The sequence below is a fragment of the Sphingomonas sp. SUN019 genome, assembly GCF_024758705.1.
Classification (GTDB): Bacteria; Pseudomonadota; Alphaproteobacteria; order Sphingomonadales; family Sphingomonadaceae; genus Sphingomonas.
This window is the reverse complement of record NZ_CP096971.1, coordinates 2,299,639-2,326,302: the sequence shown is the minus strand read 5'-3', so window position 1 is coordinate 2,326,302 and position 26,664 is coordinate 2,299,639. Positions and strand designations below refer to the sequence as shown.

Here is a 26,664-nt window from a genome sequence, read left to right as displayed (position 1 = left end):
AGCCCCCCGGCGCGGCCGGCTCAGGCCGGTACGCACCAGAGTCCTTTGTCGGCGTCCATCGTCTGATGCGGGACGTTGCCCATGATGATCCGCCCTGTGCCCCATTGATCGGTGATCTGCGGCGTCATTTCATAGGTTTTGGGCACCCACGTTGCGTCGTCGATATCCTCGAGGTCGGAGGTGTATTCGACCGCATTGCCGTTGGGGGTCAGGTAGTAAGTGAAAGTGTTGTTGCCCGCCGTGTGCCGCCCCGGCCCCCAGCTAAGCGTGACGCCGTCCTTCGTCAGCCGGCCGAGGCCGCGCATCAGTTCATCGACCGAGGCGACGTCGAACGCGACATGGTTCAGCGCCGGCTTGCCCGGCATGATCGCAAGGCGGTGGTGCGCCGGGTTGCAGCGCAGGAACACCATGAACTCGCCGATCCAGTCGGACAGCTTGAAACCGAGCACGTCTTCGTAGAACTTCAGCAGACCCTTATGATCGGGCGAATGCAGCACGACATGGCTGAGGCCGATCGGGATCGCCTCGCCCGGTTTGATCTCCCGCGCGGCGCGTTTGTCCGCGTCGCAGATCACTTCGAGCGCGCGGCCTTCTGGATCGAAGAAGCGCGCGGCATAACCGCCGTGCGGACCCTCCGCAGAGCCGGGCTCGGCGATCGGCTTCGCCCCTGCAGCGACCGCCTGCGCGAAGATCGCGTCGACATCGGCGGCGGAGCCGGCGGAAAAGCCGATCAGGTCGGTCTTCTTCTCGTCGTCCTGGCGCAGCCGGATGACGAACGGATGTTCGGACCCTTCGGCGGCGAAATAGATCTTGCCGTCTTCCTCGGCCACCTCGGTCAGGCCCCAGGTCTCGCCATAGAATTTCCGCTCCGCCGCCAGGTCCGGCACGGCGTGGGCGACATAATGAAGGTCGGTCACTCGGGCGGTCATGATGAATTTTCCTGTGATTTCGATCGTCCGGACCATAATTCCTGTTTACAGGAAATACAAGCCCGGACGATCGCCCCTGCACCTCTAGAAGCGCCCACCGATGCGGATGCCGTAGGTGCGCGGCGCGGTCGCGATGGCCGATTGCGTGCCCAGCGTTGCGTTGACGTTGGACTGAGTGATGCGCCGCTTGTCTTCGATATTGTTGACGAAGGCGGCCACAAACCAGTCGTCCGATTCGGGCGCGAGCGTCAGCGACGCGTCGGACTGGAACACGGCTTTCGAAATCACCCACGGCTGATAACTGGTGGCGGCGAAGAAATCGCCGCGCCACCGCGTACCGCCCTGCGCGACCAGCTTGAAACCGTCGAGCCGGATGGTCTGCTCGGCATTCACGTTGAACGACCATTTCGGCGAGAACAGCGCCGACGCGCCCGAACAGTCGATCGTGTAGATCGTCGTCCGCGTGATCTGGCAGGCGTTGGTGTCGAAGTTCGGCACCGGACCCATCACCGATGCGGTGACGGTGTACGATTTATATTCGGTGTCGAGATACTGGACGCTGCCGCCGATTCGCGTCGTGGGGGTCAGCAAGAAGTCGAGATCGACGTCGGCGCCCTTGATCACGCTGCGGCCGATGTTCGAAGTGTAGAATACCGAGATCGGCGGCGTGCTGAAATCGGTGCCGAACTGCGCGATCTGCTGATCCTTGTACTTCCAGTAGAACGCCTCGACGTTGAATTGCAGCCGGTTGCCGAAGAACCGGTTCTTCGACCCTATCGTATAGGCTTCGATCGTTTCCGGCTTGTAGGTTTCAAGCCCCTTGCCGAAATTGAAGCCGCCGCCGTGGAAGCCGGTTTCATAACTGGCGTACAGCAGGTTCGCGGGCGTGAATTGCCAGTCGGCGGCGAGGCGATAGGTGAACTTCTTGGTCTCCAGCGTCGAATCGATCACGACCCGGCTGTTGAGCACTCTCGCGCCGTTGACCACCGGAGGCGGTTGCACGCCGTTGGTCCCGACCAGGATGCCGCGGGCAGCGTAAAAGGCGCGCACGTCGGCTGCGGTGAAGACCAGCGGTATTAGCGGCACGGCCGGACACAGATCCTGCGCCGGGGGAAGCATGGGATTCCCGCAGCTCAACGTATACACGTCGCTGACGCCATTCATGAATTTCGTATCGTCGGTATACCGGCCCGCCGCGGTCAGCGTCAGCCCGTCGCCGACATGCAGACCCAGCTTGCCGAACACCGCCTTCGAGTTGGTGCCGGTCTTGTACGTCTGGATCGGCAGCACCGTCAGCTGGTTGATCGCCGCCTTGCTGTCGATGTTTTCATCGAAGAGGAACGCGCCGATCAGGTAATCGACCGGACCCGCCTTGCCGGCTAAGCGCGCTTCGATAGTCGTCTGATCGTTGCCCTCATCCTGGCGGAAGCCGCGGAAATTCGACGTGGTCGACAGCGAATGGATGAATGATTCGCGATACGCGGCCTGAACGGTCAGCTTACCCGCGCCGGTTACCCAATTGGTTTCGTTGGTGACGCCCCACACGCTGTTGTCGGAGCTGGGATAGCTGTTCACGGGTTCGGAGAACCGGCCGGCGCCGGGGATGAAGCGCGTCTGCACGAACGCCTCGGTGCGCGGATCGTGCACCCCGACCTTCGGCCCGAGCTGCGGCGTCGGCGTGAAAACATAGCCGGCGACCGGGGGGCTGAAGGCAAAGGTGCCGTAGATGAAGGAACCCGGACCCACGCCGCCCTGGTGCGAGAAATCGGCGCCGATCCGCGTCGTCAGGTTCGGGGTCAGTTCGGCAAGTACCTGCGCGCGCACGCTCTTCTGATCCTGATCGCCGGTGCCGTCGGACAGATAGCCGTCATGCTTGACGTACGCGCCCGACAGGCGGAACGCGCCGGTGTCGCCGATCGCCAGATTGACCGCGCCCTGCGCTTGGACCGCTTCGTAATTGCCGTAGCTCGCCTGGAACTCGCCGCTGTTCACGCCGACTTCGGGGCGCTGGGGAATGACGTTGATCGCGCCGCCGGTGGCGTTGCGGCCGTAGAGCGTGCCCTGCGGCCCCTTCAACACCTCGATCCGCTGCAGGTCGTAGAAGAACCCCTGGGTCGAATTCGGGCGGCCGATATAGACGCCGTCATAGTTGAACGAGATTGCCGGATCGCTGTACGAATTGTTGGTCGTGTTGCCGACACCGCGCAGGAAGAAGGTGGTGTTGGGGCCGCCCGACGCGGTCGCGACCAGCGCGGGCACGACGCGCGACAGATCTTCCGCGCGGGTTACGTTCTGGCGGATCAGTTCTTCGGGCTTGATCACCGCGATCGCGAGCGGCGCTTTCTGCGCGGTTTCCTCGGTGCGCTGCGCGGTGACGATGATGTCCTCCAGCCCGCCGGGGCGCTCATCGTCCGCCGATGACGTCGCAGCCCCCTGCGACGCGTTGTCGGCTGGCGTGGCCTGCCCGACCGGCGCGGCTTGCGCCTGCGCCGACGCGACGGCGATGGCCAGACCGGACACCGCCGCCAAGATGATATGCTTCATAACCCCTCCCAATCGCAGCTCTTCGGCTCTAATTCCCAAAATACAGAATTCAGTACCGAAGGCAATCGATAATCGTCAGATGTCTGCCGGTATTCCACCCTCGCGCTGATGGAGGCGGGCGCATCGCGCCGCTGATGAGGCGCGCGTCGACGGGGTTCTATTGTGGCGGCTTGCGGGTCGTGGTGACAAGCGCGGTCGGCTTCGTCGGCCGGCTTCGTCAGCGATGGCGACGTAGATGCTTTGGTCGATGCCGTCGTGTCGCAAATCGAGCGAAACAACGCACCGCTTGCCGACCGTCGCATTATTCCTTAATACCAGAATAAAGCGCGCGAGAAGCTGGGAGGATGCGAGGAAAATGACGACGCAGTTGTTCGACCTGTCGGGCAAGATCGCGGTGGTGACGGGGTCGAGCCGGGGCCTCGGCTATGCGATCGCGGAAGCGATGATCGCGCAGGGAGCGACCGTGATCGTGTCGAGCGAGAATGCCGGCGATACCGCTGCCGCGGCTGCGGCATTGGGTGCGACCGGCATCACATGCGACGTCTCCGACAATGCCGCCATCGCTGCGTTGGTTGCGCAGACGGTCGAACGCTTCGGCGGGATCGACATCTTGGTGTCCAACGCCGGGATTCAGGGCGGACCATCGGCCGACCCGCTCGACATGACGATCTTTGATCGCGTCATCGCGGTCAATCTGCGGTCGATGGCGGTGCTGACGAAGCATGCGTTGCCGCACATGGCGGGGCGCGAAGGCGCGTCCGTCATCCTGATATCGAGCATTTCCGCGCTGCGCGGCAATGCGAAGATCGACGCCTATGCGCTGGCCAAGGCGGGAATCGCGCAGCTCGCGCGCAATATCGCGGTGCAATGGGGGCCGAAAGGCGTGCGCGCCAATGCGATCGCGCCGGGGCTGATCGACACGCGCCTGGCCGATCATCTGAAAGCCGACGAAACGTTCATGGCTAGGCGGATGCAGATGACCCCGCTGCGCCGCATGGGCGAGCCGCATGAGATCGCCGGCGTCGCGGTGTTCCTTGCCGCGCCCGCGGGCGGGTTCGTCAATGGACAGGTGATCGTCGCGGACGGCGGCACCGTGATTACCGATGGGAGCTGATATGTCTGCACTACCCCCCGTTCGCCGGGTCGTCACCGGCCACGACGCCGCCGGCAAGGCCGTCGTCATCGCCGACGCGCTGCTCGATAGTCGGCCGAACCCGAGCGGGGACGCGCTGTTCACGCTCGTCTGGACCACCGCGACGGCCCCGGTCGACAATGACGACGCGACCGACGGGCGCGAGCGTACGGTGGGGCTGACGCAGCCGGGCGGATCGGTGCTGCGCGCGGTCGATCTGTTGCCCGGCAAGCGCGCGCCGATGCACCGCACCGACAGTCTGGATTACGGCATCGTCCTGTCCGGGGCGATCGAGCTCCTGCTCGACGACGACGCCGTGACGCTGGTCGAGGCGGGCGGCATCATCATCCAGCGCGGGACGATCCACGGCTGGCGCAACCCGAGTGCGGACACGACCGCGCGTGTCGCCTTCGCGCTGCTGGATGCGACGTCCGCGACCGTCGACGGCGTGGCCTTGCCCGCGATCCATCCGGGCGCGGTTCCCTCGAAATCCTGAAAGACAAGCGCGGAGAGTATCATGGACGCGGCACAGAACGAATTATTGACGCAGGTCGGACCGGCCACGCCGATGGGCGAAGTGCTGCGCCGTCATTGGTTCCCCGTGGCCGGGGTCAGCGAGTTCGATTCGGAACGGATCAAGGCGATCCGCCTGCTCGGCGAGGACCTGGTGCTGTACCGCGACCTCAGCGGCACCTTCGGGCTGACCGAGCGCCAGTGCGCGCATCGCCGCGCAGACCTGTCCTACGGCTTCGTCGAGAAGTGCGGCCTGCGCTGCAGCTATCACGGCTGGACCTACGACCAGACCGGACAGTGCGTCGCAATGCCGTTCGAGGACACCGTCGTCCCGCAGGCCAAATACAAGGACAAGATCCGGATCAAGGCCTATCCGGTCAAGGCCCATGCCGGCCTGCTGTGGACGTACATGGGGCCGTCGCCCGCCCCGGAACTGCCCGACTGGGAGCCGTTCGGCTGGAACAACGGATTCCGCCAGATCGTCATCTCCGAACTGCCGTGCAACTGGCTTCAGGCGCAGGAGAATTCGATCGATCCGGTGCATTTCGAATGGATGCACATGAACTGGGGGCGGCGGCAGGAGGACGAGAATGCCGAATTGGGGCCGCGCCACATGGAGATCGCGTTCGACGAATTCGAGTACGGGCTGATCTACAAGCGCAAGCGCGAAGACCTGATGGAGAACCATTCCATGTGGACCGTCGGGCGCGTGTGCCTGTGGCCGAACGCTTTCTATCTGGGCGACCATTTCGAGTGGCGCATACCGATCGACGACGAGAACATGCTGAGCATCGGGTGGATGTTCAATCGCGTGCCGAACGAGCAGGAGCTCTATGTCCAGGATCGCATCCCGACATGGCGCGGGCCGGTCGTCGATCCCGAGACGGGACGCTGGCACAGCCGCCACGTGATGAACCAGGATTTCGTCGCCTGGGTCGGGCAGGGGACGATCGCCGACCGCACGAAGGAGAAACTGGGCCTGTCCGACCGCGGCATCCAGATGCTGCGCAAGCAATTGCTGAAGGACGTGGCCGCGGTCGAACGCGGCGAAGACCCCAAGGGCATCATCCGCGATCCCGAAAAGGCCAAGAACGTCGAACTGCCGACCGCCGAGCGCGACCTGCTGGTCAAGGGCGCGAGCCTGGACGCGTTCATGAAGCATCCGTTCTTCGGCCATCACATGCATGAATTCCTGTTCCAGGCCGGGCAGCCGCGCGCGGTGTGGGAGGAATTCTGCGCGGCGATGGGGATCGACCCCGGCCATTCGACCGGCCTGCCGCCAGCGGCGGCGCGGTTCGGGGTGGCGCAAGGCGCGGAGAAGGAGGAAGCGGGGCCGTAGCGCGCGGCGGGCATCGCGTATCAGCGAACGGATTGTCGCGCGAGGCCGACCAAAGTTCACACAAGTTCACACGAAACGCGCCTGTCGTTTGGATGGGGTCCGGCGATTATGAAAGAGCGTTCGGCAGCGCCTGACCGTTATCAGATCGGCATCGTGTAGGAAAACGCGGAAAGACGGATTTCCCGCAAGCGCAGTCAGCGCGAATAGCGTCGGGGCCGACAGCCGGGATCACATGCGTCGGCGTATGGCCGCGATCGAACCCCAATCCTCCACCGCCGCACAATTGCGTTCGAGCAGAGCGAGCAGCAGGCGGTTGACCGGCGGCGCATCGGGCAGCAGCGCGACCGCCGCAGCGGTGGTCATCAACCCGCTGATCAATTGGATGCGATAATCGTCGACGATCCGGTTCATCACATAGCCGCGGGTGGCGCCGAATTCGTCGGCGTATAGATCGAGCAATTCGCGTTCGCTCGTGCGCCGGTCCTCGATCGAGACGCTGCCCGACAGGAAATAGCCGACATCGTGCATCGGATTCCGCACGCCGGCGACCTGCCAGTCGATCAGGATCGCCTCACCCGCATCGTCGTCGAACAGCACGTTGTCGACGCGCGGGTCGCCGTGCGTGATGGTCATCGCCGGGTGACGCAGATCGTGCCACGCGCGGCTGACGGTGGCGGCCTCCGCCACCAGGGCGATGTGCCGATCAGGCAATAAATCCGCGAAACGTTGCGCAACCTGCGAAACGGCGCTTTCCAGCACCGGCACCCAATAATCGCCCGCGCTAGGCATTCGGATCGCCCAGGGCGGGGCGTCCTTGCTTGCAAGCGGCCAGAATGTGCGGTGCAGCCGCGCGAACTGGGTTATCACCCGGCGCGCATCCTCCACGCCGCATCCCGCGACCTGATCGCCAGCGCGTGTGACCCGGCTCAAATCCTCCATCACCAGATTGATGTTGTCGTCGGTCCCAGCCAGCCACAGGATGCGCGGAATGCGGCATCCGTCGGTGGCCGCCGCGAACAGGCGATAGGCCCCGGCTTCGATGGAATAAGCGCCGCTCCCGACGCCGTGGGCGTGCGACGACGCCGTGGACGGACGGAATTTCGCGACGATCGAGGCCGGGGCATCGCCATCAGTCGTCAGGACGATCCGCGCCGTATCGCTGACGTTGCCTGCGCCGATCGGCTGGATCGCGAACTCGCGGACCCGTGCGCTGTGACCGGCGGCATGCAGCACGCTTTCCAGCCAGTCGCCGTCGATTTCGGCCAGCGTATCGAGCAGCCGCGGCGCGGTGCGTGTCCCGTCCATGTGATCCTCTCCCTCGCACGGCGATAACGATCGCGCGGGCGGTGACGCGCGCCAAATAGTTTTCGCGGGCGTATTGATCGGCGGCGTCGATGGTTCGCCCGTGAACCCCGATTGGACGCCGCCGTGGCGTGGTCTAACCTCGACTCGACGAAAGGCAGGACGGATGACCGAGGAGGTACGCACCACCATGACGGCCAAAGAGGTCGTCGATATCTACCTGCATACGATCTGGGACGGGAACCAGCCGGAGCTGGTGCGGACCTATTGCGCCGACCCGATCACGCGCCACGATGCGAACGGCGTCATCCGGTTAAGCCACGACGAACAGGTCGCGCGCATCGCCGGGCAACATGCCGAACTGGAACCGCGATTCGCCGATGTCGTGCTGTCGGGCGACGATCGCCACGTCACTACGGTGTGGAACGCGACCGGCAAGGATCCGAACTGGAAATTGTGCGGGATCGAGGTGTTCCGCGTGCAGGACGGGCGGATCACCGACGTCTGGAACTCGACGTACATGGACGGTTCCTGGGGTTAAGCCGCGATCTTGCGACCGTTTTCGGATCGCGCCGCCTGCCAGTCGCGCGCGAAGGCGAAGAAGTTGCGGGCCGCCGCATTGGCGCCGGTTCCCAGCACGACCGACAACTCCATGTGAAAATTCATGCCCTCGACCGGCCGATATGCCAGGCCGGGCAACACCGGGAACCAGCCGATACCGATCGCGCACATCGCGTGCCGTTCCGCATATCGTTCGATCGCCAGCGCGTTGCCTTCCGATGGAATGACCGGGGTCGCGCCGCAGCCGCGCAGGAAGGTCGCGATCGGATCGACGAAGGCGTGGCCGTGCTCTCCGCTCAACATTGCGACCTCCTGTCCGGCGAGCGCGTCTTGCGGGATGGTGGCGAATGCGGCGAGCGGCGAATCCTGCGGCACCAGCAGCCCGATCTGCCGCGCGCACAGGACGACGCGTTCCAGGCTGTCGGGATATTGCGTTTCGTTGATGATCTGACCCGCATTTCCATCACGCGGGTCTGCCTGATCGAGCACCGGCACGGGGATGCCGAGCAGGAACGCGGCGTCCAGCCGTTCGCCCATCAGATCGGGCAGCTGCGAACTCTGCAGGCGGTTATCGATCGTGAACCGGATTGCGGGATGGGCCGCATCGAAGGCGTCCATCAACGCGATCCGGTCCGCGAAATCCATGCTGTACATCGCGCCGCCCAAGCGGAAATGTGACGCGCGCGCGACCTGCATCGTCGCCACTTCGGCGCGTAGCAATTCCGTCCGTTCGAGGATGGTCATGACGATCGGCAGCAACCGCTCTCCATCCACGGTCAGCGTGACGCTGCGTGTCGTGCGGTGGAACAGAGCAAAGCCGAGATCCTGCTCCAGCTCCTTGATCTGCCCCGATACGGTCGGCTGCGTCAGGTGCAGTCGTTCGGCGGCGCGCGTGACCGACGCCTCTCCGGCGACGGCGGCGAAACTGCGCAGCAGGCGCAGATCGGGGTGGAACATCCTGTCCTCCTGACCGGCGATCTGTCGTCGATCGCTCGGCCGGAAGACTATCATATTCATCGGCAGGGTCGATAGATGCACACAAGATTTGGCCGGTACGGCCCATTTGCTCCATTCATCGGGACGCGTGATCGATCGCTGCGCAAAGTCGATTGGACGGGCCGCGGTCTACCCTTCAGCCTTACCGGAGGAGAGGGAGACGAACCGTGTCGCAGACGCTCGCCCGGAATATCGACGACATCATCACCGACCCCAAGACCTACGGCGACGAACACGCTTATCATGCGGCGTTCGCCGCCCTGCGTCGCGAAGACCCGGTGCACTGGACCGATCCGCCGGACTATCGCCCGTTCTGGGCGGTGACACGGCACGCCGACATCATGGCGGTGGAGCTGAACGCGGCCAATTTCCTGAACGACCCGCGCCAGTTCCTGGTCACGATCGCGGATGAGGACATGCTGTTCGAACAGACCGGCAGCCGCAATTTCGCACGCAACCTGGTGGCGATGGATAACCCCGATCACCGCGCGTACCGCGCGCTCACCGCTTCGTGGTTCGGCGCGAAGAGCGTCCGCAACCTGGAGGAGGAGATCACCGCGCTGGCCCGCGAAACGGTCGATCGGATGATCGAGATGGGCGGCGCGTGCGATTTCGCCAAAGATATTGCCGCCTGGTATCCGTTGCGCACCATCATGATCGTGTTGGGCGCGCCGCGCGAGGACGAGCCGTTGATGCTGGCGCTGTCGCAGAAGATATTCGGCAACACCGATGCCGAAACCGGCGGCGGCGACGGCATGGCGTCGATGGTCGAGGCCTCCAACGCCTTCAACGCTTATTTCAGCAAGATCACCGCGGACCGACGCACCAATCCGCAGAACGACGTCGCGACGATCCTGGCGACGGCGACGATCGACGGGGAGCCGATCGGCGAGGCGGAGCGCCATGCCTATTATTTGATCATCGCCGCGGCGGGGCATGACACGACGAGTTCGGCGATCTCTGGCGGGTTGCTGGCGCTGATCCAGAACCCGGCGGAAATGGCGAAACTGCGCGCCGACCCGTCGCTGATCGCGGGCGCGGTGGATGAATTCATCCGCTGGACCACGCCGGTGAAGCATTTCTTCCGCACCGCCGTCAGCGATTGCGAGGTCGGCGGGAAACAGGTGCGCGCGGGCGACAATCTGATGATGTGCTACCCCTCGGGCAATCGTGATGACGCGGCGTTCGATGCGCCGTTCGAGTTTCGCGTCGACCGTGCCGATGCGAAGAAGCATATCGCGTTCGGTTACGGCCCGCATCTGTGCCTCGGCAATGCGCTGGCCAAGCTGGAAATCCGCATCCTGTTCACCGAAATCCTCGCGCGGATCGACGATATCGAACTGGCCGGTCAACCCGCCTGGGTGGAGGCGAATTTCGTATCGGGGCTGAAACGGTTGCCGATCCGTTTTCGGCCCAAGGATCGCGCGTGATCCCGAACACCCCCGCCGGTCGGCTGGCGTCGCGCTTCGGCGATGTCGATGCGATGGCGGCGCTCTACGCGCCGGAGATCGAATGGACGATCTCGGCCTCGCTCGGCGTGCCGCGACTCATCGGACGCGAGGCGGTGGTCGCGTTCAACCGCCAGGTCTGGACCGAGCATCACCGCCCCGATTGCGAAGTCACTGTCCTTGACGAAGCGGGCGATGACGCGGTGAGCGCGGTGCGCTTCACCTATCGCGCCTGGTCGCTGTTCGCGGGCGATTGGTATGAGAACGAATATACGTTGTTCGTCCGGTGCGGCGCGGACGGCATCGATCAGGTGACCGAGGCGTTCGATACCGCCGCGACGATCGATTTCCTTTCACGGCGTCCGATCGGTACGGGTTGGGCGGCGCTCGGCGGCGAGGTCGGCGATAGCGTGGGAACGCTGGGCCGTGCGGAGACGGACCGATGACGAACACGATCGCCGCCGTTGCGCGACAACCGGGCGCGCCGTTCGCGATCGAGACATTGTCGGTCGACGAACCACGCGACGGCGAGGTGCTGGTGCGGATCGCGGGCGTCGGCCTGTGCCACACAGACCTGATCTTCCGCGATCAGTTCGCGCCCTATCCGCTGCCTGCGGTGCTGGGGCATGAAGGATCGGGGACGATCGCGGCGATCGGCGGCGGGGTAAGCGGGCTGGCGGTGGGCGACCGTGTCGTGCTCGGCTTTTCCAGTTGCGGGGCCTGCGCGCGCTGTGACGAGGGACTTCCGAGTTACTGCGCGCAGTTTCCGCCGCTAAATTACGCCGGGATGCGGCTCGACGATGGTTCGACCGCGCTCAGCAACGGCGACGAGGCGGTCGCGTCGCACTTCTTTGGCCAGTCGTCGTTCGCCGGGCACGCGATCGTCCGTGCGCGCAATGTCGTGAAGGTCGATGACGCGGCCGCGGCGCTTGAGCTGCTCGGGCCGCTCGGTTGCGGATTCCAGACCGGCGCGGGCGGCGTGATGCGGTCGATGGCGTGCCCGGCCGGATCGTCGATCGTCGTGCTGGGCGGCGGGCCGGTCGGGCTGGCGGCGGTGATGGGCGCGGCGATCCAGCGCTGCGCGCGCATCATCTTGGTCGAACCGGTCGCGGCGCGGCGCGATCTTGCGATCGAACTGGGCGCGACCGACACGATCGATCCCGCGGACGGCGACGTGACAGCCGCGATCCGCGCGATCCTGCCCGGCGGCGTCGATTTCGCGTTCGACACATCGGGTCGCGTCGCGGTGATCGAGGCGGCGCTGGCGGCGCTGGCCCCGCGCGGGCTGATCGGGCTGGTCGGCGTCCCCGCCACGGCCGACGCCACGCTGACGGTCAACATCGCCGCCGCGATCACCTTCGGGCAGCGGATCATCGGCATCATGGAGGGAGACAGCGATCCTCAGGTCTTCATCCCCGAGCTGATCGCGCACCACCGCGCGGGACGCTTCCCGTTCGACCGCCTGATCCGCACCTATCCGCTTGCCGAAATCAACGAAGCCATCGCGGCGCAGGCGCGCGGCGAATGCGTGAAGGTGGTGCTTATCCCTTAGCCAGCCGCACTTGGCGGTAGCGCTGCGACCAGCTCCGCCATGTCGAAATAGTCGCGCCACGCGATGATCCGGCCATCGTTCGCGATGTGAAACACGCCCGCCGCGCGCACTTCGGTCCAGTCCCGCCCGGCGAAGCGGAAACGGTCGATCCGTTCGGTCAGCACGATCGGCCCCGACGCGGCGATGGCGACGATCCGCCAGTCGATTTCCTCGGCGTCGAAGAAAGGATCGAGCAACACGGTCGCCGCCGCCTTGCCGTGCGCGGGCGGCAGCGGGATGCCGACGCACAGGATATCGTCGTGGAGCGCGGCGTACACCGCGGCGCGATCGCGACGGTTGAACGCGGCGACCAGATTTTCGACGATACGCGCCGGATCGATCACGCTCAGAAGCGGAAGCCGACCGTTGCGCCGTAACTGCGCGGTGCGCCGAGCGCGAGATAATCGTAACCAAAGCTCGCCCGCAGGTCGAGGCCGTAGACGTAATAGTCCTGATTGAAGAGGTTCTTGACCCAGGCCGTTGCGTACAACCCGCTCTCCATCGTCACGCCGAGATTGCCGCCGACCAGCCAGTATCCCTTCTGCTGCTGCCGCCGGTTCGTGATCGTGTCGGTGGTGCTCGACGGATCGCCATTGAAGGGCGAGAACCATTGCTGGCTGGTGTAGCTGACGTTGGGACTGAAGCTGACCTTGCCGCTGCCGAAATCGGCGACCGTCCAGTCGAAACTGCCGTTGAAGGTGAAGTTCGGCGCGAACGGCAGGCGGTTCCCGTCGAGGCTTACACCGGACAGCGTCAGTCCGTCATATTCGGTCTTCAGCAACCCAACGGAGGCATTGGCGGTCAGGCGGTCGGCCAGCACCGCGGTCGCCTCCACCTCCAACCCGTACAACGTCGATTTCGGCGCGTTGCGCAGCACCGCGACCGCGCCGATCACCTCCTGCAGCTGCTGGTTCTTGTAGCTGTAGTAGAAGCCCGCAAGATTGAGCCGCAGCCGCCGCCCGAGCAGTTCGGACTTCACGCCCGCTTCGTAGGCATCGACCTTTTCCGGCTCGACCAGCGACACCAGCTGGTTGCCGAGATAGCCCCCGCCGTTGACCGCGCCGCCACGATAGCCGCGGCTGTAGGACGCATAGGCGAGGACGCTGGGGGTGAATTGATAGTTCAGCCCGATCCGCCCTGACAGCGCCTTGTCGTCACGCGCGCGGGTCAGAAAGGAATTGGGATTGTACGGCCCAACGCCCGGCGCGTTCACAGGATCGAACGAATCTGCGGGATTGCCGACCGTGTTGAGCACCGGATTACCGTCGTAATCCAGGATGTTGGCATTGCCACGATAGTAACGCAGCGTATCCCAGGTGTAACGCAGGCCGATCGTCGCGGAGAGCCGGTCGGTCAGATCGTAGTCGACCTGCCCGAAGATCGCCTTAGACCGCCGCGTCTGGCTGAACTTCGAATCCACGCCGAACCCGCTGTTGGGGAAATTGAACGGCACCACCGGCTTCAGGAACTGGAAGAAGGTGAAGGTATTGAACACGTCGACCCGGTCCCAGCCGTAGTAACCGCCCAGGATCGCCTTCACCCCGTCGCGGTCGTAGTTCAGCCGGACCTCCTGGTTGAACTGTTCGGAATCGTCGCGGTAGAACACGTCGAGCAGGTCGAACGGCGAATGCGTGCCTTCCTGATCAATCCGTCGCATCGCCTTGTCGTAGGAGGTGAGCGTGGAGATCGACAGCGCGTCGCCCAGCTCCTTCGACAGTGTCAACAGCACCCCCTTCGATTCGATCTTGTACCGCCCGATGTGGAAGGATTCGATCTCATAGAAATCGAGATTCTGGCGGGTGTAGCCGGTCAGCGGATTGACCCCGCCCGCGCCGGTGCCGATGCCGTGGACCGCGCCCGCATACGGATTGCTGCGGCCGTAATAGCCCTTCAGGAACGCGGTGAAGGTCTCGTCCGGCTTCCACAGGACCGAGACCCGGCCGCCGATCGAATCCTCCGATTGCGCATCGGGCTGGCCGGGAAACAGATTGCGGACATAGCCGTCGGAATTGACGTAATCGAACGCCCCGCGGATCGCGAGCTTGCCCGGATCGACGACCAGATTGACCGCTCCTTGCGCGCTCTTGCGATCCTGATTGCCGTAGCCGACCTCGGCGTAACCGCCGTTCTTGTCCAGCTCCGGACGGTGCGTGATGAAATTGATCGCGCCCGCCGTCGTGTTGCGACCATACAGCGTGCCCTGCGGCCCGCGCAGCACCTCTACGCGCTCCAGATCGTATAGCTGGATGCCGTGGCTGTTGCGCGAACTCATATACGCATCGTCGATATACACGCCGATCGGCGATGCGGTGTTGGCGTTATATTCATTCGCGATCGAGATGCCGCGAAGCGCGAAATTGGGTTGCGCCTTTCCGAACGGCGCAGCGATCTGAAGGTTGGGGACGGCCTGCGTCAGGTCGGCCGCTTCGAACACGCCCTTGCTGGCCAGCGTATCGCCGCCGATCGCGGTGATCGCGATCGGGGTGGATTGCGCCGATTCCGCACGGCGCTGCGCGGTGACGACGATATCCTCCAGCCCGCCCGGTTCGCTTTGCGCCGCGTCGATCGGATCGGCCGGGCGCGGCTGTGCGGCGGCATCCTGCGCGAGCGCCGTCTGCGGCACGGCCGCCGCCGCGGTGAGCGCAAGGAGTCCACAGTCGCGGAGATAGGAAAGCCGCATCGTTCATCCTCCCCTGGACGGCGCCGGTCGACCCGGCTGCTCGATCTTCGTCGGCGCTCCACCCGAGGCTGGTTCGCCATTTTCCCGAGACTAGGTATGTCGGAGGAAACAGGTCCAATCGGTTTTGCACCGCGATCGATCGGACGCCGCGATGAATGGCCGACATACTGATCCGCTACGCGGCAGGGTGAGTTGAGGAGAAGGGACGAGCCTTGCGTTTTCTCCCAAGGCCGCGGTCGGTCCGGCTATTCCAGTCGCTCGCGCCACAGCCCCAGCTTCGTTTGCGTTGCCCGGTCCGAATAGCTGAACAGAACCAGGTCGCTGTCGGCCGATATCCGGCGTTCGGTCCAGGACGGGACGACGACGATCCCGCTGGGGGATAGTGGGAAGGCGGCACCGTCGATGAAGAGGGTTCCCGTTCCCTCGACGACGACGTTGATCGTGCCGTCGCTCGATCGCGCCGCGCGCGTCTCGAGCCCGGCCGGAACCAGCCGCGCGAAGGCCGACATCGTCGCCATCACCGGGCCGCCGTCGACCGGATTGGTGAATTCCATCAGATAGCCGTCATGCGCGTGTGGGGCTTCGCTCCGGCGGAGCACATCCAGCGTCTCGCGCCACTCGGCGAAGGGGTAGATGAAGAGCGGGTTGCCCTGTCCCTCCGCGCGCCCGGCATGGACCGGGCGCATGTTGCGCCCCCAGCGCAGCGCGGCGTCGCCCGCGGGGCGCGAGGTCGGCCACGCACCGCGATCCTCGCGGTGTTCGGCGAAGCTGGCGTCGAGCATCTGGACCAGCGGAATGTCGAGGCCGTCGAGCCAGATCATCGGCTGATCGGTTTCGTTGCCATGATCGTGCCACAGCCACGCAGGCGTCAGGATCAGGTCGTATTGATGCATGTACGCGCGTTCGCCGTCGAGCGCGGTGAACGCGCCATCGCCCTGCATGACGAAGCGCAGCGCGTTCTGCGCGTGGCGGTGGGCGGGCGCGACCTCTCCCGGCAGGATCAGTTGCAGCCCGGCATAGAGCGTGCTGGTAATCCGCGACTGGCCCGGCAGCGCGGGGTTTTCGAGGATCAGCACGCGGCGTTCGGCCTCCGCCGCGGTGATCAGTTCACCCGCCTCCATCAGTAGCGGCTGGATACGGTCGAAGGACCAGGCGGCCGGGACCGCCGGGGTGCGTGGCGTCGGCGTGACGAGCGCGGACAGCACCTTCCACAAGGGAGCCAAAGATTCGGGCGCGAGGCGATCGTAGAAATCGTCGCGGGCGGCATCGAGATTGCTGGGGCGGGCATGCGTGGCCATCGGCAGGAATCCTTTTGTGCTTGCGTCATTATGCGCGCTTGTCCACGGTTTTGCCACACAATCGTCAGAGGACTGATCATGTCGCACGTTTTCACGCTCCCCGAACGCCCCGCCGCCGCGATCGCCGGAAGCGCCGAGACCTTTCCCGTTGGGCGCATCATCTGCATCGGTCGCAACTACGAGGCGCACGCGCGCGAGATGGGGACGGATCCGGCCCGCGAGGCACCGTTCTTCTTCACCAAATGGGCCGATGCGCTGGCGCCGAACGGCGCGACGATCCCCTATCCGTCCGAAACCGCCAACTATCATTTCGAGGCCGAACTGGTGATCGCGATCGGCAAGGAGGGCGCGAAGGTCAACGAGGCGGACGCGTTGGGTCTGGTGTTCGGCTATGCAGTCGGACTCGACATGACGCGGCGCGATGTGCAGCTCGAGGCGCGCGAAAAGGGGCGGCCGTGGGACACGGGCAAGAACTTCGCCTTTTCGGCCCCGATGGCGGCGATCCGTCCGGTGGCCGAGGGGCATATCGCGTCCGGGCCGATCCAGTTGCGCGTGAACGGCGACCTGAAGCAGGACGGCGACATTCGCGACCTGATCTGGGATTGCGCCGAAACGATCGCCTATGTCAGCCGGTTCGAACGGCTGTTGCCCGGCGACCTGATCTTCACCGGCACGCCGGCGGGCGTCGGGGCGGTGGTGCCGGGTGACGTGATCGAGGTGACGATCGCAGGGCTGGAACCGCTGACGGTGACGATCGGCGAGCGCGAAGCCGACTTCGCATGATCCTGCACGACTTCCCATTGTCGTCGGCAAGCTACCGCGTGCGCATCGTCCTGAACCTGAAAGGGCTGGCGTACGAAAAGCGCAACTACGTCCTGCGCGCGGGCGAGCAGCGTTCGCCCGAGTATCTGGCGGTCAATCCGGCCGGGTTGGTGCCTGCGCTGGAGGTGGGCGGCCTGCGCCTAGGCCAGAGTCTGGCGATCATCGACTATCTCGATGCGCTCCACCCCAAGCCGCGGATGATCCCGGCCGACCCGATCGAACGCGCACGCGCGATGGAACTGACGCTGACCATCGCGTGCGACATTCACCCGATCAACAATCTGCGCATCCTGCAGTATCTCGAGCACGATCTGGGGCAGGACAAGGCGGCGGTCGACGGCTGGTATCGGCATTGGGTGGAACAGGGGTTCGCCACGCTGGAAAAGCTGCTGCCGGACACTTCGTTCGCGGGCGGCGATGCGCCGAACATCGTCGACGCATGCCTGGTGCCGCAGATGTTCAACGCACGCCGCTTTAAGGTCGATCTGACGCCGTTCCCGCGGCTGACCGCGATGGCCGATCGGGCGGGCGAAACCCCTGCCTTCAGGAACGCGGCGCCGCCTTTGGTTTGACGACGCGTTTGGGCCGCTTTTCGCCGGTCCCTGCGTGAATCGGGGCGCGGGTCTGTTCGTTGAACGCGGTGACGAACCGTTCCAGCAAGGCGAGGAACCTGGCGGCGTCCTTTGACGAAAACGGCTCCAGCGCGCGTTCTCTGGCGCGCGCTGCGGGTTGCGACACGCGCTCCAGCATGGCGTGCCCGGCCGCTGACAAGGTGATGATCTTGCGGCGCTTGTCGACCGCGTCGTCGCGGCGCTCGATATAGCCCGCTTCCTCCAGCTTGCCGACGACCAGTGCGGTCGTCGAACGGTCGATCCCGACCAAGGTCGCGATCCCGACCTGATCCAGGCTCCCGCGCGCGCGCAGCACGACCATCGCGCCATATTGCGTGGTGGTGAGCGCAAGTCCGGCGGCTTCTTCCAGAAACAGCGCGACGCTGATCTGATGCGCCCGGCGCAGCAGGAACCCCGGCCGCCGGTAAAGCTCGTCCAGCGAACGCTCCGCCGGGTTCCGATCGTCCGTCACGCGCGCATTCTCAAACAGCCTCTCCCAGCCGGTGGTTAGCCGATTTGACCCGCGGCGCAATCCGTCAGGTGCGCGTCCCCTCCAGCACGCTGAAGCCCGCGATGCGCTTGTATTGATCCGACAGCCGGCGCAATTCCGCTTGGGAGATGTAGTCGTCGAGATCGTCGAACGGGCGATCACCGACCAGTTCCTCGACCCTCAGGTTGATGATGTCGGGCGGGCTGACCCGGTTGGTGCGCACGATTTCGGCGGTCGTGGGCCGCCGTTCCGCTTCATAGGCGGCGAACGCCGCGCGCGGATCGTCATGCGCCGCCAGCAGGTCGGCCAACGTGCGCACGTCAATCAGCGCCTGCGCTGACCCGTTCGATCCGCGCGGGTACATCGGATGCGCCGCATCGCCGGCGAACGTCACTCGGCCGAACGTCCACCGATCGACCGGATCCTTGTCGACCATCGGATATTCCAGGACGGTGTCGGCGTCGCGGATCAATTGCCCCACGTCCAGCCAGTCGAACTTGAAGCTTTCGTAGATCGGCAGGAAGTCGCGCCGGTCGCCCTGCTGGTTCCAGTCGTTGCGGTGATTGCTGCCGGTTTCGATCTCGGCGATCCAGTTGATCAGCTGGTTACCCGAATCCTCGTCGGCGATCGGATAGACCACGATCTTACCGGTCCTGATCGACCCGATCCGCATATAGGTGCGGCCGCCCAGGATCGGCTTGCGTCGCGTGACCCCGCGCCACGTGTTGATGCCGGTGAAGGCGACCGTTTCTTGCGGGTAGAACAAGCGGCGCACCGCGGAGTTGATGCCGTCGCAGGCGATGACGATGTCGGCCGTGACCGGCGCGCACGACGACCCGTCTGACGTCGCCCTGAAATGCAGCGTGACTGCGGACCCGCTCTGATCAAGCCCGACGAATTGATGATCGCAGACGACCGCGTCAACGCCGAGACGCTGGCGCACTGTTGCCAGGAGAATGCCGTGCAACCGGCCGCGATTGATGCCGACCTCGCGATGAGGATATCCCGCATATTTGCCGCGCGCCTCGGCATACAGCTTTTGCCCGAACCTGTTGAAGAACGCGCTCTCCCGATTCTCGATGCCCGCGGCGAGCATCTCGTCCGCCAGGCCGAGCAGCGCGATTTCCCGCATGCCGTGCGGCAGCAACGTGATGCCGACGCCGATTTCCGCGATCTCGGGTGCCGCCTCATAGACCTGCGCTGCGATGCCGTGACGGTGAAGTCCCAGCGCCAACGCGAGGCCCGCGATGCCGCCGCCGACGATCGCGATCTTCAGCGGTGCTGCGGTCGCCATCCAAACCTCTCCCGTTCCAACGAGAATCCGTCAGACGTCTGTATTTAATCACGCTTGCATGCCGAAGTGTCAACCGGAGCGTCAAATATTCTTGTCTTGCTGAATTATAACCCTAAACCGGTTGCGCGACGCGCGTAGCTATAATATCAGACGTCTGACGATGCCGCGCCGATTCAGCAGTCGTGGCGGAGGGGGCCGGATGATCATCGATTGCCACGGGCATGTCAGCGCCCCGACCGAACTGTGGGCCTACAAGGCGGGCGTGCTGTCGCACCGCGGCAGCCACGGGCGCGGCAAGGTCAACGTCAGCGACGACGATATTCGCCGCGCGGCGAACAAGAAGGAAATGGCGCCGTGCGGCCATCTCGACATGCTGCATCGGCACGGCACCGACTTGCAGCTGATTTCACCACGCCCGTTCCAGATGATGTCCAGTTTCGAACCGGCGCGCGCGGTTCACTGGTTCGTGGAGGAGTGCAACCTCATCATCCATCGCCAGATGGGCCTGTTTCCCGACATGTTCGTCGGCGTGTGCGGCTTGCCGCAGGTCGCGGGCGAGCCGATCGAGAATACGCTGCCCGAACTCGAACGCTGCGTGTCGCTGGGCTTCAAGGGCTGCCTGCTCAATCCCGATCCGTACGAAAATACCGGCACGCATCCTCCAGGCCTCGGTGAGCGCTATTGGTATCCGCTCTACGAGAAACTGTGCGAACTCGACCTGCCTGCGCACATCCACGCGACCGGATCGCGCGCCGACCGAGAACCCTATTCGCTGCACTTCATCAACGAGGAGACGACGGCGGTCTTCAACCTGGTCAATTCGGACGTGCTGGTCGATTTCCCCGACCTGAAGATCGTCGTCAGCCACGGCGGCGGCGCGATCCCCTATCAGATCGGCCGGTTCGAGGCGGGATCGATCAATCCGGGTTCGACCTGGCGGTTCTCCGAACGGATGCGCAAACTGTATTACGATACGGTGCTGTACAGCGAGGAGGCGCTGCGCCTGCTGATCAAGACGGTCGGCCCCGAACGTTGCCTGTTCGGATCGGAATGCCCCGGCGTCGGGTCAAAAGTGGCCGGCGACGACGGTCGCACGATGGACCACATCGCCCCGATCATCGCCGGATTCGACTGGCTGAGCGATGCGGAAAAGAAGATGATCTTCGAGGACAATGCGCGGCGGGTGTTCAGGCTCGACGTCTGATATTGGAGGATTGCCATGGCAGAGATCGTTCTCGGCATGTGGACCACGCACGGCCCCACCCTATCGACGACGCCCGAGGAGTGGCTGCTGCGGCTGCCCGCGGATCACGCCAACAAACAGCATTGGTACAAGACCGGCCGTTACGATTTCGACACGCTGGTGGCGATGCGCGGCGATGAAGGCCTGACCGAGAAAAGCTCGCTTCAGGAGCGGACGAAGCGGAATGCCGCCTGTCGCACCGCGATTGACCGGATGGCCGACGTCTACGCGCAGGCGAAGCCCGACGTCGCGGTGATCTTCGGCAACGATCAGCAGGAGATGTTCAACGAAACGCTGATGCCGGCGTTCACGATCTTCAACGGCGATGTCGTGTGGAACGAACCATCGTCCGCCGAGCAGGCCGCGAAGCACCCGCCGGGCATCCACGCCGCGGAATCGGGCCACAAGCCGCCCGCCTACACCGAATATCCCGGCCACCCGGCACTGGCGAACTATTTGATCCGCGATCTGGTCTCGAACAGCTTCGACATCACGCGCGCGAACAGATTGCCGCGGCTGGAGAACCATTGGCACAGCGGCATCGGCCACGCCTTCGGCTTCGTCTATCGCCAGATCATGCGCGATTCCGTCGTCCCGCATGTGCCGATCGTCACCAACACCTTCTTCCCGCCGAACCAGCCGACTGCGCGCCGCTGCTTCGAGATGGGACGCACGGTCGGCCGTGCGATCAAGGCGTGGAAATCGGACGCGCGGGTCGCGATTTTCGGCTCCGGCGGCATGTCGCATTTCGTGATCGACGAGGCGTTCGACCAGCAGATATTCGACGCGCTGGCGGCCCGCGACGCTGAAGCGCTGTGCGCGATCGGCGAGGATTGGCTGCAGTCCGGTACCAGCGAGTTGAAGAACTGGATCGCGGCGGCGGGCGCGCTGTTCGAAACCGAACTTGCTGGTGATGTGGTCGACTACCAGCCTTGCTATCGTTCCGAAGCGGGCACCGGCACTGCCAACGGCTTCGTGTACTGGAACTGAAATGGATGATTTCGCCACCCGCCTCGCGCGGCTAGACGCCTGCGCGGTGTCCGATGCGCTCGATCAGCTGGGCCTGCCACCTTCGGTGACGGGACTCACCCCACGTGCCGCCAAGGGACGCATCTCGGGCTCGATCATCACCGTGAAACTCGCCGCGGGCACGCCGCCGGAAGGTGCGACTCCGCGCCACCTGTGCACCACCGCGATCGAAATGGCCGAACGCTGCCAAGTGATCGTCGTCGAGCAGCGCACCGGCGTCGAATGCGCCGGTTGGGGCGGCATATTGTCGAATGCGGCGCGCGGGCGCGGCGTCGCGGGCGTCATCGTCGAGGGGCTGGCGCGCGACGTCGACGAAGCCGCCGACATCGGCTTTCCGGTTTACGCGCGGGGGAGCACCGCGCGAACCGCGCGAGGCCGCATCTACGAGAGCGCCACCGGTGTGCCCGTCACCGTCGGCGACCTGACCGTGGCGACCGGCGACTGGGTAGTCGCCGACGGCAGTGGCGCTGCGTTCGTGCCCGCCGCCCGGATCGCGGACGTGCTGACCGCCGCCGAACGGATCGCATCGCGCGAGGCGAGGATGACCAAGGCGGTGCTCGCCGGCCATCCCGTCTCGATCGTGATGGGCGGTGATTACGAGCACTTGTTGGAGACGACCGAATGAGGGACGCCAATGTGGCACGGGCCGCAAGGCTCGACACCGCGACGATCAGCGATGCGCTCGACAAGCTCGGCATCGCGGGCCAGTGCCTCGATATCAAACCGCTGGACCACAGCTACCGGCTGGCCGGCCGCGCCTTCACCCTGGCCTATGCGCCCGTCGGCCACCCGGTCGGCACCGTAGGTGACTTTATCGACGACGTGCCCGAGGGCGACGTCGTGGTGATCGACAACGGCGGAAGGCCCGACGCGACGGTGTGGGGCGACATCCTGACCTTCACGGCGCACAGGCGCGGACTGGGCGGCACGGTGATCGACGGCGCGTGCCGCGACACGCAGCTCGCGCTCGATCTCGGCTATCCGATATACAGCCGCAGCTATTCGATGCGCACCGGCAAGGACCGGGTCCAGTTGGAGGCGACGCAGGTCGTCATCACGGTGGGCGACGTCCGCGTGTCTCCCGGCGACATCGTTCGCGGCGATTCTGACGGCGTCGTCGTCGTCCCGCAGAACCGCGAGGCCGAGGTGTTGGAGGTAGCGGAGGCGATCGACGCCGCCGAGATGCGCATCCGCGACGCCATCGCTGGCGGGCTGCGTCTCGACGAGGCGCGCAGGCAGCAGCAATATCACCTGCTACAACGCCGCGAGGCCCGGTGACCTACAGCGCCGACCAGCTTGCCGAGGCAAACCGGCTCGGCGCGGCGACGCTGCACGAAGCGGCGGGGCGGATCGGTGCGCTGCCCTCCGCGATCAAGCCGGTCGCGTCCGACATGCGCGTCGCCGGTCCGGCGTTCACCGTTCACGTGCCCGCGGGCGACAATCTATGGATCCACCGCGCGCTCTATCAGGCCGCGTCCGGCGACGTGCTGGTCGTATCGACCAGCGGCGGAATCGAATGGGGCTATTGGGGCGACATATTGAACGAAGCGGCGATGGCGCAGCGGTTGGGTGGGCTGGTGATCGATGGCGGGGTGCGCGACGTCGCTGGGTTGTCGACGATGGCGTTCCCGGTCTTTGCCAACGGCGTTTGCCTGAACGGCACGATCAAAGGTTATGAGGCGACCGCCTGGCTTCGCCAGCCGATCCGCATCGGGGACGTTGTGGTGGCGCACGGCGATCTGGTCGTCGGCGATCACGATGGCGTAATCGTGCTCCCCGCGTCGAGCGTCGTTAAGGCGCTGGACGCCGGGGCCGATCGCGAGCGCGACGAGGCGAACAAGATCGCGCGTATCCGGGCAGGCGAGCGAACGATCGACATCTACGGCTTCGGCGAAACGGGCGATCCCCGACGGCCCAACTGACCCTCGCCGAGGATCGCGATGGTTGCCAAGCCTGACCAGAAACAGGATACCGCCGCGATGACCACGGCTGCCGCACCATCCAAGGCTGTCCCCAAGAAGCGCGGGAAAGGCCGGCCCGTCTCGGGCGAGAATGACGTCGGGCGCGAACGGCTGCTGATGGCCACCGAAAAGCTGTTGCGCACCCTGCCACCGGCGCGCGTGACGATCTCGCGCATTGCGAAAGAGGCGAACGCCGATCCTGCGCTGGTGCGCTATTATTTCGGCAATCGCGCCGCTTTGCTGGTGGCGGTTGTCGATCGCGTGACCGCGCACGCGCAGCGCAACGTCCACCTGAAGGACGAGCCGTCCGTTGCGCTGGCCAGCCATATCGCACGCACGGTTCAACTGGTTCGCCGTGCGCCGTTTCTCCACCGTCTGCTGCTCGAAGAACTGGCCGAGGACGGCACGGAGGAGTCGCGCGCCCGCGTCCGCGACATGAACCTCGACCTGGTCGAATTCTATCGCGCGTTGCTGCGCGCCGATGGCGGCGGCGAACTGGTCGAGACCGATCCTCTGTTCCTGTACGTGGCGGTGCTCGGGGCGAGCGACTTCTTCGTATCGGCGGAACCGCTGATCCGCGAACTCGTCCCCGAGAGCACCGACATGGAAAGGCTGACCACGGATTTCCAGATGTTCCTGGGCAAGCTGGTGCTCGATGGCCTGCGGAAACGCTGACGCTGGCCGGCGCGCGGTGCGTCCGGCGCGACGTTCAATCGGCGACTTCGTGGATCATCCCTGAACGACCTGCTGGTCGATCACCCCGAACAGCGGCGCGCCGTTGGGCAGGGTCGCCTCCATCCGCACGCGATCGCTGAACTTCATGAACCCGGTGCGCGGCTTGCCCTCGTCGATCGTCTCGATGCCGCGGCGCTCGGCGATGCACGATGAGCCGACCTCGCGATAGTTCTCGTTCGACACCGTGCCGCCGCCGATGATCGTGCCGGCGCACAACGACCGCGTCCGCGCGGCATGCGCGACGTGTTCGGGAAACGACCAGCTCATGTCATAGCCACCCGCCGCCCCGAACCGCTCGCCGTTCCAGTCGACGATCAGCGGCAGGTCGACCCGGCCGTCGCGCCAGTGCGCGCCCAGTTCGTCGGGCGTGATCGCAACCGGGGCAAGGCTGCACGGCGGCTTGGCCTGCACCCAGCCGAAGCCGATCCTGGATTCGCGCAGGGCGAACCCGCGCAGCGACCAGTCGTTGATCAGCACGATCAGCTTGATGTGCGCCGCGGCCTCGCCGGCGGTCACGCCCATCGGCACGTCGTCGACGATAATCCCGAACTCGCCCTCGAAATCGATGTTGTTCGCCTCGCTCGGCGTCGGAAAATCGGCGGTGCCGGAATAGAATTGGTGCGACAGGCCCTGATACATCAAAGGTCCGTCGTTCGGCGGCGCATCCCGCCCCGAAATCAGCCGCAGCAACGCCCCGTGGCTGTCGTACGCCGATCCGTCGAGCCATTGCCACGTGCGCGGCAGCGGGGCCAGCGCGGCGCCCGCGACGAAATCGATCGCACCGGGCGCTTCCCCGTCCGCCAACCGGTCGGCCAGCGCGCGGAGCGGCGCTTCGACCTCGCTCCACCGTTCCAGCGCGTCCTGCAGCGTCGCGGCGATGCCGTCGGCCGGAACCGCTCGGGCGTGATCGCGCGAGACGATCACGAGACGGCCGTCACGGGTGCCGTTGTCGAGGGTGGCGAGTTTCACGCATCTTCTCCTTGTTCCGGATGCCGGGTCGCCGGATCGACGCGCTGCATGACCCGTCCGGCCCGTCGGTTATTATTCCCGTTATAGAGAATTTATACATGACGGCAATCATGATCGTCAGATGTGTGCCGGTATTGCATGCAGCGCTTTCTACGTGACGCCTCGCCCCCCGGATTGGGTAGCGTCGCGCCGTGGTGGCGCGTATCGCAGATCGATACGGGAGAGATACGATGCCGGCTGATGATCGCGTGATCCTGCACCATTACGATGCGTCGCCGTTCTCGGAGAAGGTGCGGCTGATGTGCGGGCTGAAGGCGCTCGACTGGGCGTCGGTGCTGACGCCGAACATGCTGCCCAAGCCCGACCTAATCCCGCTGACCGGCGGGTATCGCCGCGCGCCGGTGATGCAGATCGGTGCGGACGTTTACCTCGACAGTCAGGTCATCCTCGCCGAGCTGGAGCGCCGCACGCCGGGGCATGATCGCGGTCCCGCCTGGGCGGTGAATTTCTGGGCGGATCGTGCGTTCTTCCAGACCAGCGTCGTCGTGATCTTCGGGCGGATCGGTGATCGCATCGATCCCGCCTTCGCCGCCGACCGCGCGGCGCTCTCGGGTCGGCCGTTCGACGCGCAGGCGATGGCGGCGATGGCCCCGCTGGCCGAACCGCAATGGCGCGCGCACGCCGCATGGATCGAACGCGCGCTAGCGAATACGCCGTTCCTGTCGGGCGATGCGGCCGGAATCGCCGACATCGCGGCGTATATGAACGTGTGGTTCGTCGCGAACATCTTCCCCGAACTCGCCGATACATTGCTGGCGGGATTTCCGCGCGTGCAGGATTGGCGGGCGAAGATCGCCGCGATCGGGCACGGGACGCGGACCGAGATCACCGGCACAGATGCGTTGGCCATCGCGCGCGACGCGACGCCCGCCGCTGCCCTGCCGCACGACGCCGACGATCCGCAGCGGCTTTCGCCGGGCGAAGCGGTGACGGTGGCGGCCGACGACTATGGCCGTGATCCGGTCGCGGGGACATTGGTGTCACTGTCGCCCGGGCGCGTGACGATCGCGCGTGACACCGCCGATCTGGGAAAACTCCACCTCCATTTCCCGCGTGCGGGCTATGCCGTCACCGCCGCCTGAGCCCGACCCCCCGCACTCGCGCGTTGGGCGGATGA

26 protein-coding genes are annotated in these 26,664 nt (G+C 65.2%); 16 read left to right on the top strand and 10 right to left on the bottom strand.

Features of this window, described 5'->3' with window-relative positions:
* Positions 1–20 precede the first annotated feature (20 nt).
* Positions 21–929 carry a VOC family protein gene (locus M0208_RS11160; protein WP_258891774.1) on the bottom strand — a complete coding sequence of 303 codons (909 nt, stop codon included), beginning with the start codon at positions 927–929 and terminating at the stop codon, positions 21–23.
* A gap of 84 nt (positions 930–1,013) precedes the next feature.
* Positions 1,014–3,473: a TonB-dependent receptor gene (locus M0208_RS11155; RefSeq protein WP_258891773.1), complete on the bottom strand. Its 2,460-nt coding sequence runs from the start codon at positions 3,471–3,473 to the stop codon at positions 1,014–1,016.
* A 355-nt stretch (positions 3,474–3,828) separates the two neighbouring features.
* On the opposite strand from M0208_RS11155, the gene M0208_RS11150 reads away from it, so the two are divergent.
* The 3 genes from M0208_RS11150 to M0208_RS11140 are packed head-to-tail and all read left to right on the top strand — an operon-like array spanning position 3,829 to position 6,457.
* Positions 3,829–4,587: an SDR family NAD(P)-dependent oxidoreductase gene (locus M0208_RS11150; protein ID WP_258891772.1), complete on the top strand. Its 759-nt coding sequence runs from the start codon at positions 3,829–3,831 to the stop codon at positions 4,585–4,587.
* A gap of 1 nt (position 4,588) precedes the next feature.
* A complete protein-coding gene (locus M0208_RS11145; RefSeq protein WP_258891771.1) occupies positions 4,589–5,101 on the top strand; it encodes a cupin domain-containing protein in 513 nt (170 codons plus the stop codon).
* A 21-nt stretch (positions 5,102–5,122) separates the two neighbouring features.
* On the top strand, positions 5,123–6,457 hold the full coding sequence (locus M0208_RS11140) for an aromatic ring-hydroxylating dioxygenase subunit alpha (RefSeq protein WP_258891770.1): 1,335 nt from the start codon (positions 5,123–5,125) through the stop codon (positions 6,455–6,457).
* A 228-nt stretch (positions 6,458–6,685) separates the two neighbouring features.
* On the opposite strand, the gene M0208_RS11135 is transcribed toward M0208_RS11140, so the two are convergent.
* Complete coding sequence (locus tag M0208_RS11135; protein WP_258891769.1) at positions 6,686–7,762, bottom strand: phosphotransferase; 1,077 nt, start codon at positions 7,760–7,762, stop codon at positions 6,686–6,688.
* 163 nt (positions 7,763–7,925) lie between these two features.
* Here M0208_RS11135 and M0208_RS11130 point away from each other — a divergent pair, with 163 nt between their 5' ends.
* Positions 7,926–8,300 (top strand): hypothetical protein, encoded by a 375-nt coding sequence (locus tag M0208_RS11130; protein ID WP_258891768.1) that lies wholly within the window; start codon positions 7,926–7,928, stop codon positions 8,298–8,300.
* On the opposite strand, the gene M0208_RS11125 is transcribed toward M0208_RS11130, so the two are convergent.
* Positions 8,297–9,337 (bottom strand): LysR family transcriptional regulator, encoded by a 1,041-nt coding sequence (locus M0208_RS11125; RefSeq protein ID WP_258891767.1) that lies wholly within the window; start codon positions 9,335–9,337, stop codon positions 8,297–8,299. The genes M0208_RS11130 and M0208_RS11125 overlap by 4 nt on opposite strands.
* A gap of 146 nt (positions 9,338–9,483) precedes the next feature.
* Here M0208_RS11125 and M0208_RS11120 point away from each other — a divergent pair, with 146 nt between their 5' ends.
* The 3 genes from M0208_RS11120 to M0208_RS11110 are packed head-to-tail and all read left to right on the top strand — an operon-like array spanning position 9,484 to position 12,316.
* Positions 9,484–10,746, top strand: a complete 1,263-nt coding sequence (locus M0208_RS11120) for a cytochrome P450 (protein ID WP_258891766.1) — start codon at positions 9,484–9,486, stop codon at positions 10,744–10,746.
* Positions 10,743–11,210: a nuclear transport factor 2 family protein gene (locus M0208_RS11115; RefSeq protein WP_258891765.1), complete on the top strand. Its 468-nt coding sequence runs from the start codon at positions 10,743–10,745 to the stop codon at positions 11,208–11,210. Before M0208_RS11120 ends, M0208_RS11115 begins: the two co-directional genes overlap by 4 nt.
* Positions 11,207–12,316 (top strand): NAD(P)-dependent alcohol dehydrogenase, encoded by a 1,110-nt coding sequence (locus tag M0208_RS11110; protein ID WP_258891764.1) that lies wholly within the window; start codon positions 11,207–11,209, stop codon positions 12,314–12,316. Before M0208_RS11115 ends, M0208_RS11110 begins: the two co-directional genes overlap by 4 nt.
* Here M0208_RS11110 and M0208_RS11105 read toward each other — a convergent pair.
* The 3 genes from M0208_RS11105 to gtdA all read right to left on the bottom strand — a co-directional run bounded on the left by M0208_RS11105 (position 12,313) and on the right by gtdA (position 16,333).
* On the bottom strand, positions 12,313–12,699 hold the full coding sequence (locus M0208_RS11105) for a limonene-1,2-epoxide hydrolase family protein (protein WP_258891763.1): 387 nt from the start codon (positions 12,697–12,699) through the stop codon (positions 12,313–12,315). The genes M0208_RS11110 and M0208_RS11105 overlap by 4 nt on opposite strands.
* A 2-nt stretch (positions 12,700–12,701) precedes the next feature.
* Positions 12,702–15,035: a TonB-dependent receptor gene (locus M0208_RS11100; protein ID WP_258891762.1), complete on the bottom strand. Its 2,334-nt coding sequence runs from the start codon at positions 15,033–15,035 to the stop codon at positions 12,702–12,704.
* A gap of 245 nt (positions 15,036–15,280) precedes the next feature.
* Entirely contained in the window at positions 15,281–16,333 is a 1,053-nt protein-coding gene (gtdA, locus tag M0208_RS11095; RefSeq protein ID WP_258891761.1) for a gentisate 1,2-dioxygenase, read from the bottom strand.
* A gap of 78 nt (positions 16,334–16,411) precedes the next feature.
* On the opposite strand from gtdA, the gene M0208_RS11090 reads away from it, so the two are divergent.
* Both M0208_RS11090 and maiA read left to right on the top strand, forming a co-directional pair.
* A complete protein-coding gene (locus M0208_RS11090) occupies positions 16,412–17,116 on the top strand; it encodes a fumarylacetoacetate hydrolase family protein (protein WP_258891760.1) in 705 nt (234 codons plus the stop codon).
* Complete coding sequence (gene maiA / locus M0208_RS11085; protein WP_258891759.1) at positions 17,113–17,727, top strand: maleylacetoacetate isomerase; 615 nt, start codon at positions 17,113–17,115, stop codon at positions 17,725–17,727. The genes M0208_RS11090 and maiA overlap by 4 nt, the downstream gene beginning before the upstream one ends.
* Here maiA and M0208_RS11080 read toward each other — a convergent pair.
* Both M0208_RS11080 and M0208_RS11075 read right to left on the bottom strand, forming a co-directional pair.
* Positions 17,699–18,238 (bottom strand): MarR family winged helix-turn-helix transcriptional regulator, encoded by a 540-nt coding sequence (locus M0208_RS11080; protein WP_258891758.1) that lies wholly within the window; start codon positions 18,236–18,238, stop codon positions 17,699–17,701. The two genes, maiA and M0208_RS11080, sit on opposite strands and share 29 nt — an antisense overlap.
* A 64-nt stretch (positions 18,239–18,302) precedes the next feature.
* Positions 18,303–19,550, bottom strand: a complete 1,248-nt coding sequence (locus tag M0208_RS11075) for a flavin-dependent oxidoreductase (RefSeq protein ID WP_258891757.1) — start codon at positions 19,548–19,550, stop codon at positions 18,303–18,305.
* A 199-nt stretch (positions 19,551–19,749) separates the two neighbouring features.
* Between M0208_RS11075 and M0208_RS11070 the strand changes: the two genes are divergently transcribed.
* Genes M0208_RS11070 through M0208_RS11045 form a run of 6 tightly spaced genes read left to right on the top strand, consistent with a single transcriptional unit; the run spans position 19,750 to position 24,458 of the window.
* A complete protein-coding gene (locus M0208_RS11070; protein WP_258891756.1) occupies positions 19,750–20,754 on the top strand; it encodes an amidohydrolase family protein in 1,005 nt (334 codons plus the stop codon).
* Between the two features lie 15 nt (positions 20,755–20,769).
* A complete protein-coding gene (locus M0208_RS11065; RefSeq protein ID WP_258891755.1) occupies positions 20,770–21,783 on the top strand; it encodes a protocatechuate 3,4-dioxygenase in 1,014 nt (337 codons plus the stop codon).
* Position 21,784: 1 nt separating this feature from the next.
* A complete protein-coding gene (locus tag M0208_RS11060; protein WP_258891754.1) occupies positions 21,785–22,447 on the top strand; it encodes an RraA family protein in 663 nt (220 codons plus the stop codon).
* Positions 22,444–23,100, top strand: coding sequence for an RraA family protein (locus M0208_RS11055; protein WP_258891753.1), 657 nt, complete (start codon positions 22,444–22,446; stop codon positions 23,098–23,100). The genes M0208_RS11060 and M0208_RS11055 overlap by 4 nt, the downstream gene beginning before the upstream one ends.
* Complete coding sequence (locus tag M0208_RS11050) at positions 23,097–23,744, top strand: RraA family protein (RefSeq protein WP_258891752.1); 648 nt, start codon at positions 23,097–23,099, stop codon at positions 23,742–23,744. Before M0208_RS11055 ends, M0208_RS11050 begins: the two co-directional genes overlap by 4 nt.
* Before the next feature lie 57 nt (positions 23,745–23,801).
* Positions 23,802–24,458 (top strand): TetR/AcrR family transcriptional regulator, encoded by a 657-nt coding sequence (locus M0208_RS11045; protein ID WP_258891751.1) that lies wholly within the window; start codon positions 23,802–23,804, stop codon positions 24,456–24,458.
* A gap of 54 nt (positions 24,459–24,512) precedes the next feature.
* Here M0208_RS11045 and M0208_RS11040 read toward each other — a convergent pair whose 3' ends face one another.
* Positions 24,513–25,487 carry a fumarylacetoacetate hydrolase family protein gene (locus tag M0208_RS11040; protein ID WP_258891750.1) on the bottom strand — a complete coding sequence of 325 codons (975 nt, stop codon included), beginning with the start codon at positions 25,485–25,487 and terminating at the stop codon, positions 24,513–24,515.
* A gap of 230 nt (positions 25,488–25,717) precedes the next feature.
* Between M0208_RS11040 and M0208_RS11035 the strand changes: the two genes are divergently transcribed.
* Positions 25,718–26,629, top strand: a complete 912-nt coding sequence (locus M0208_RS11035) for a glutathione S-transferase (RefSeq protein ID WP_258891749.1) — start codon at positions 25,718–25,720, stop codon at positions 26,627–26,629.
* Positions 26,630–26,664 lie beyond the last annotated feature (35 nt).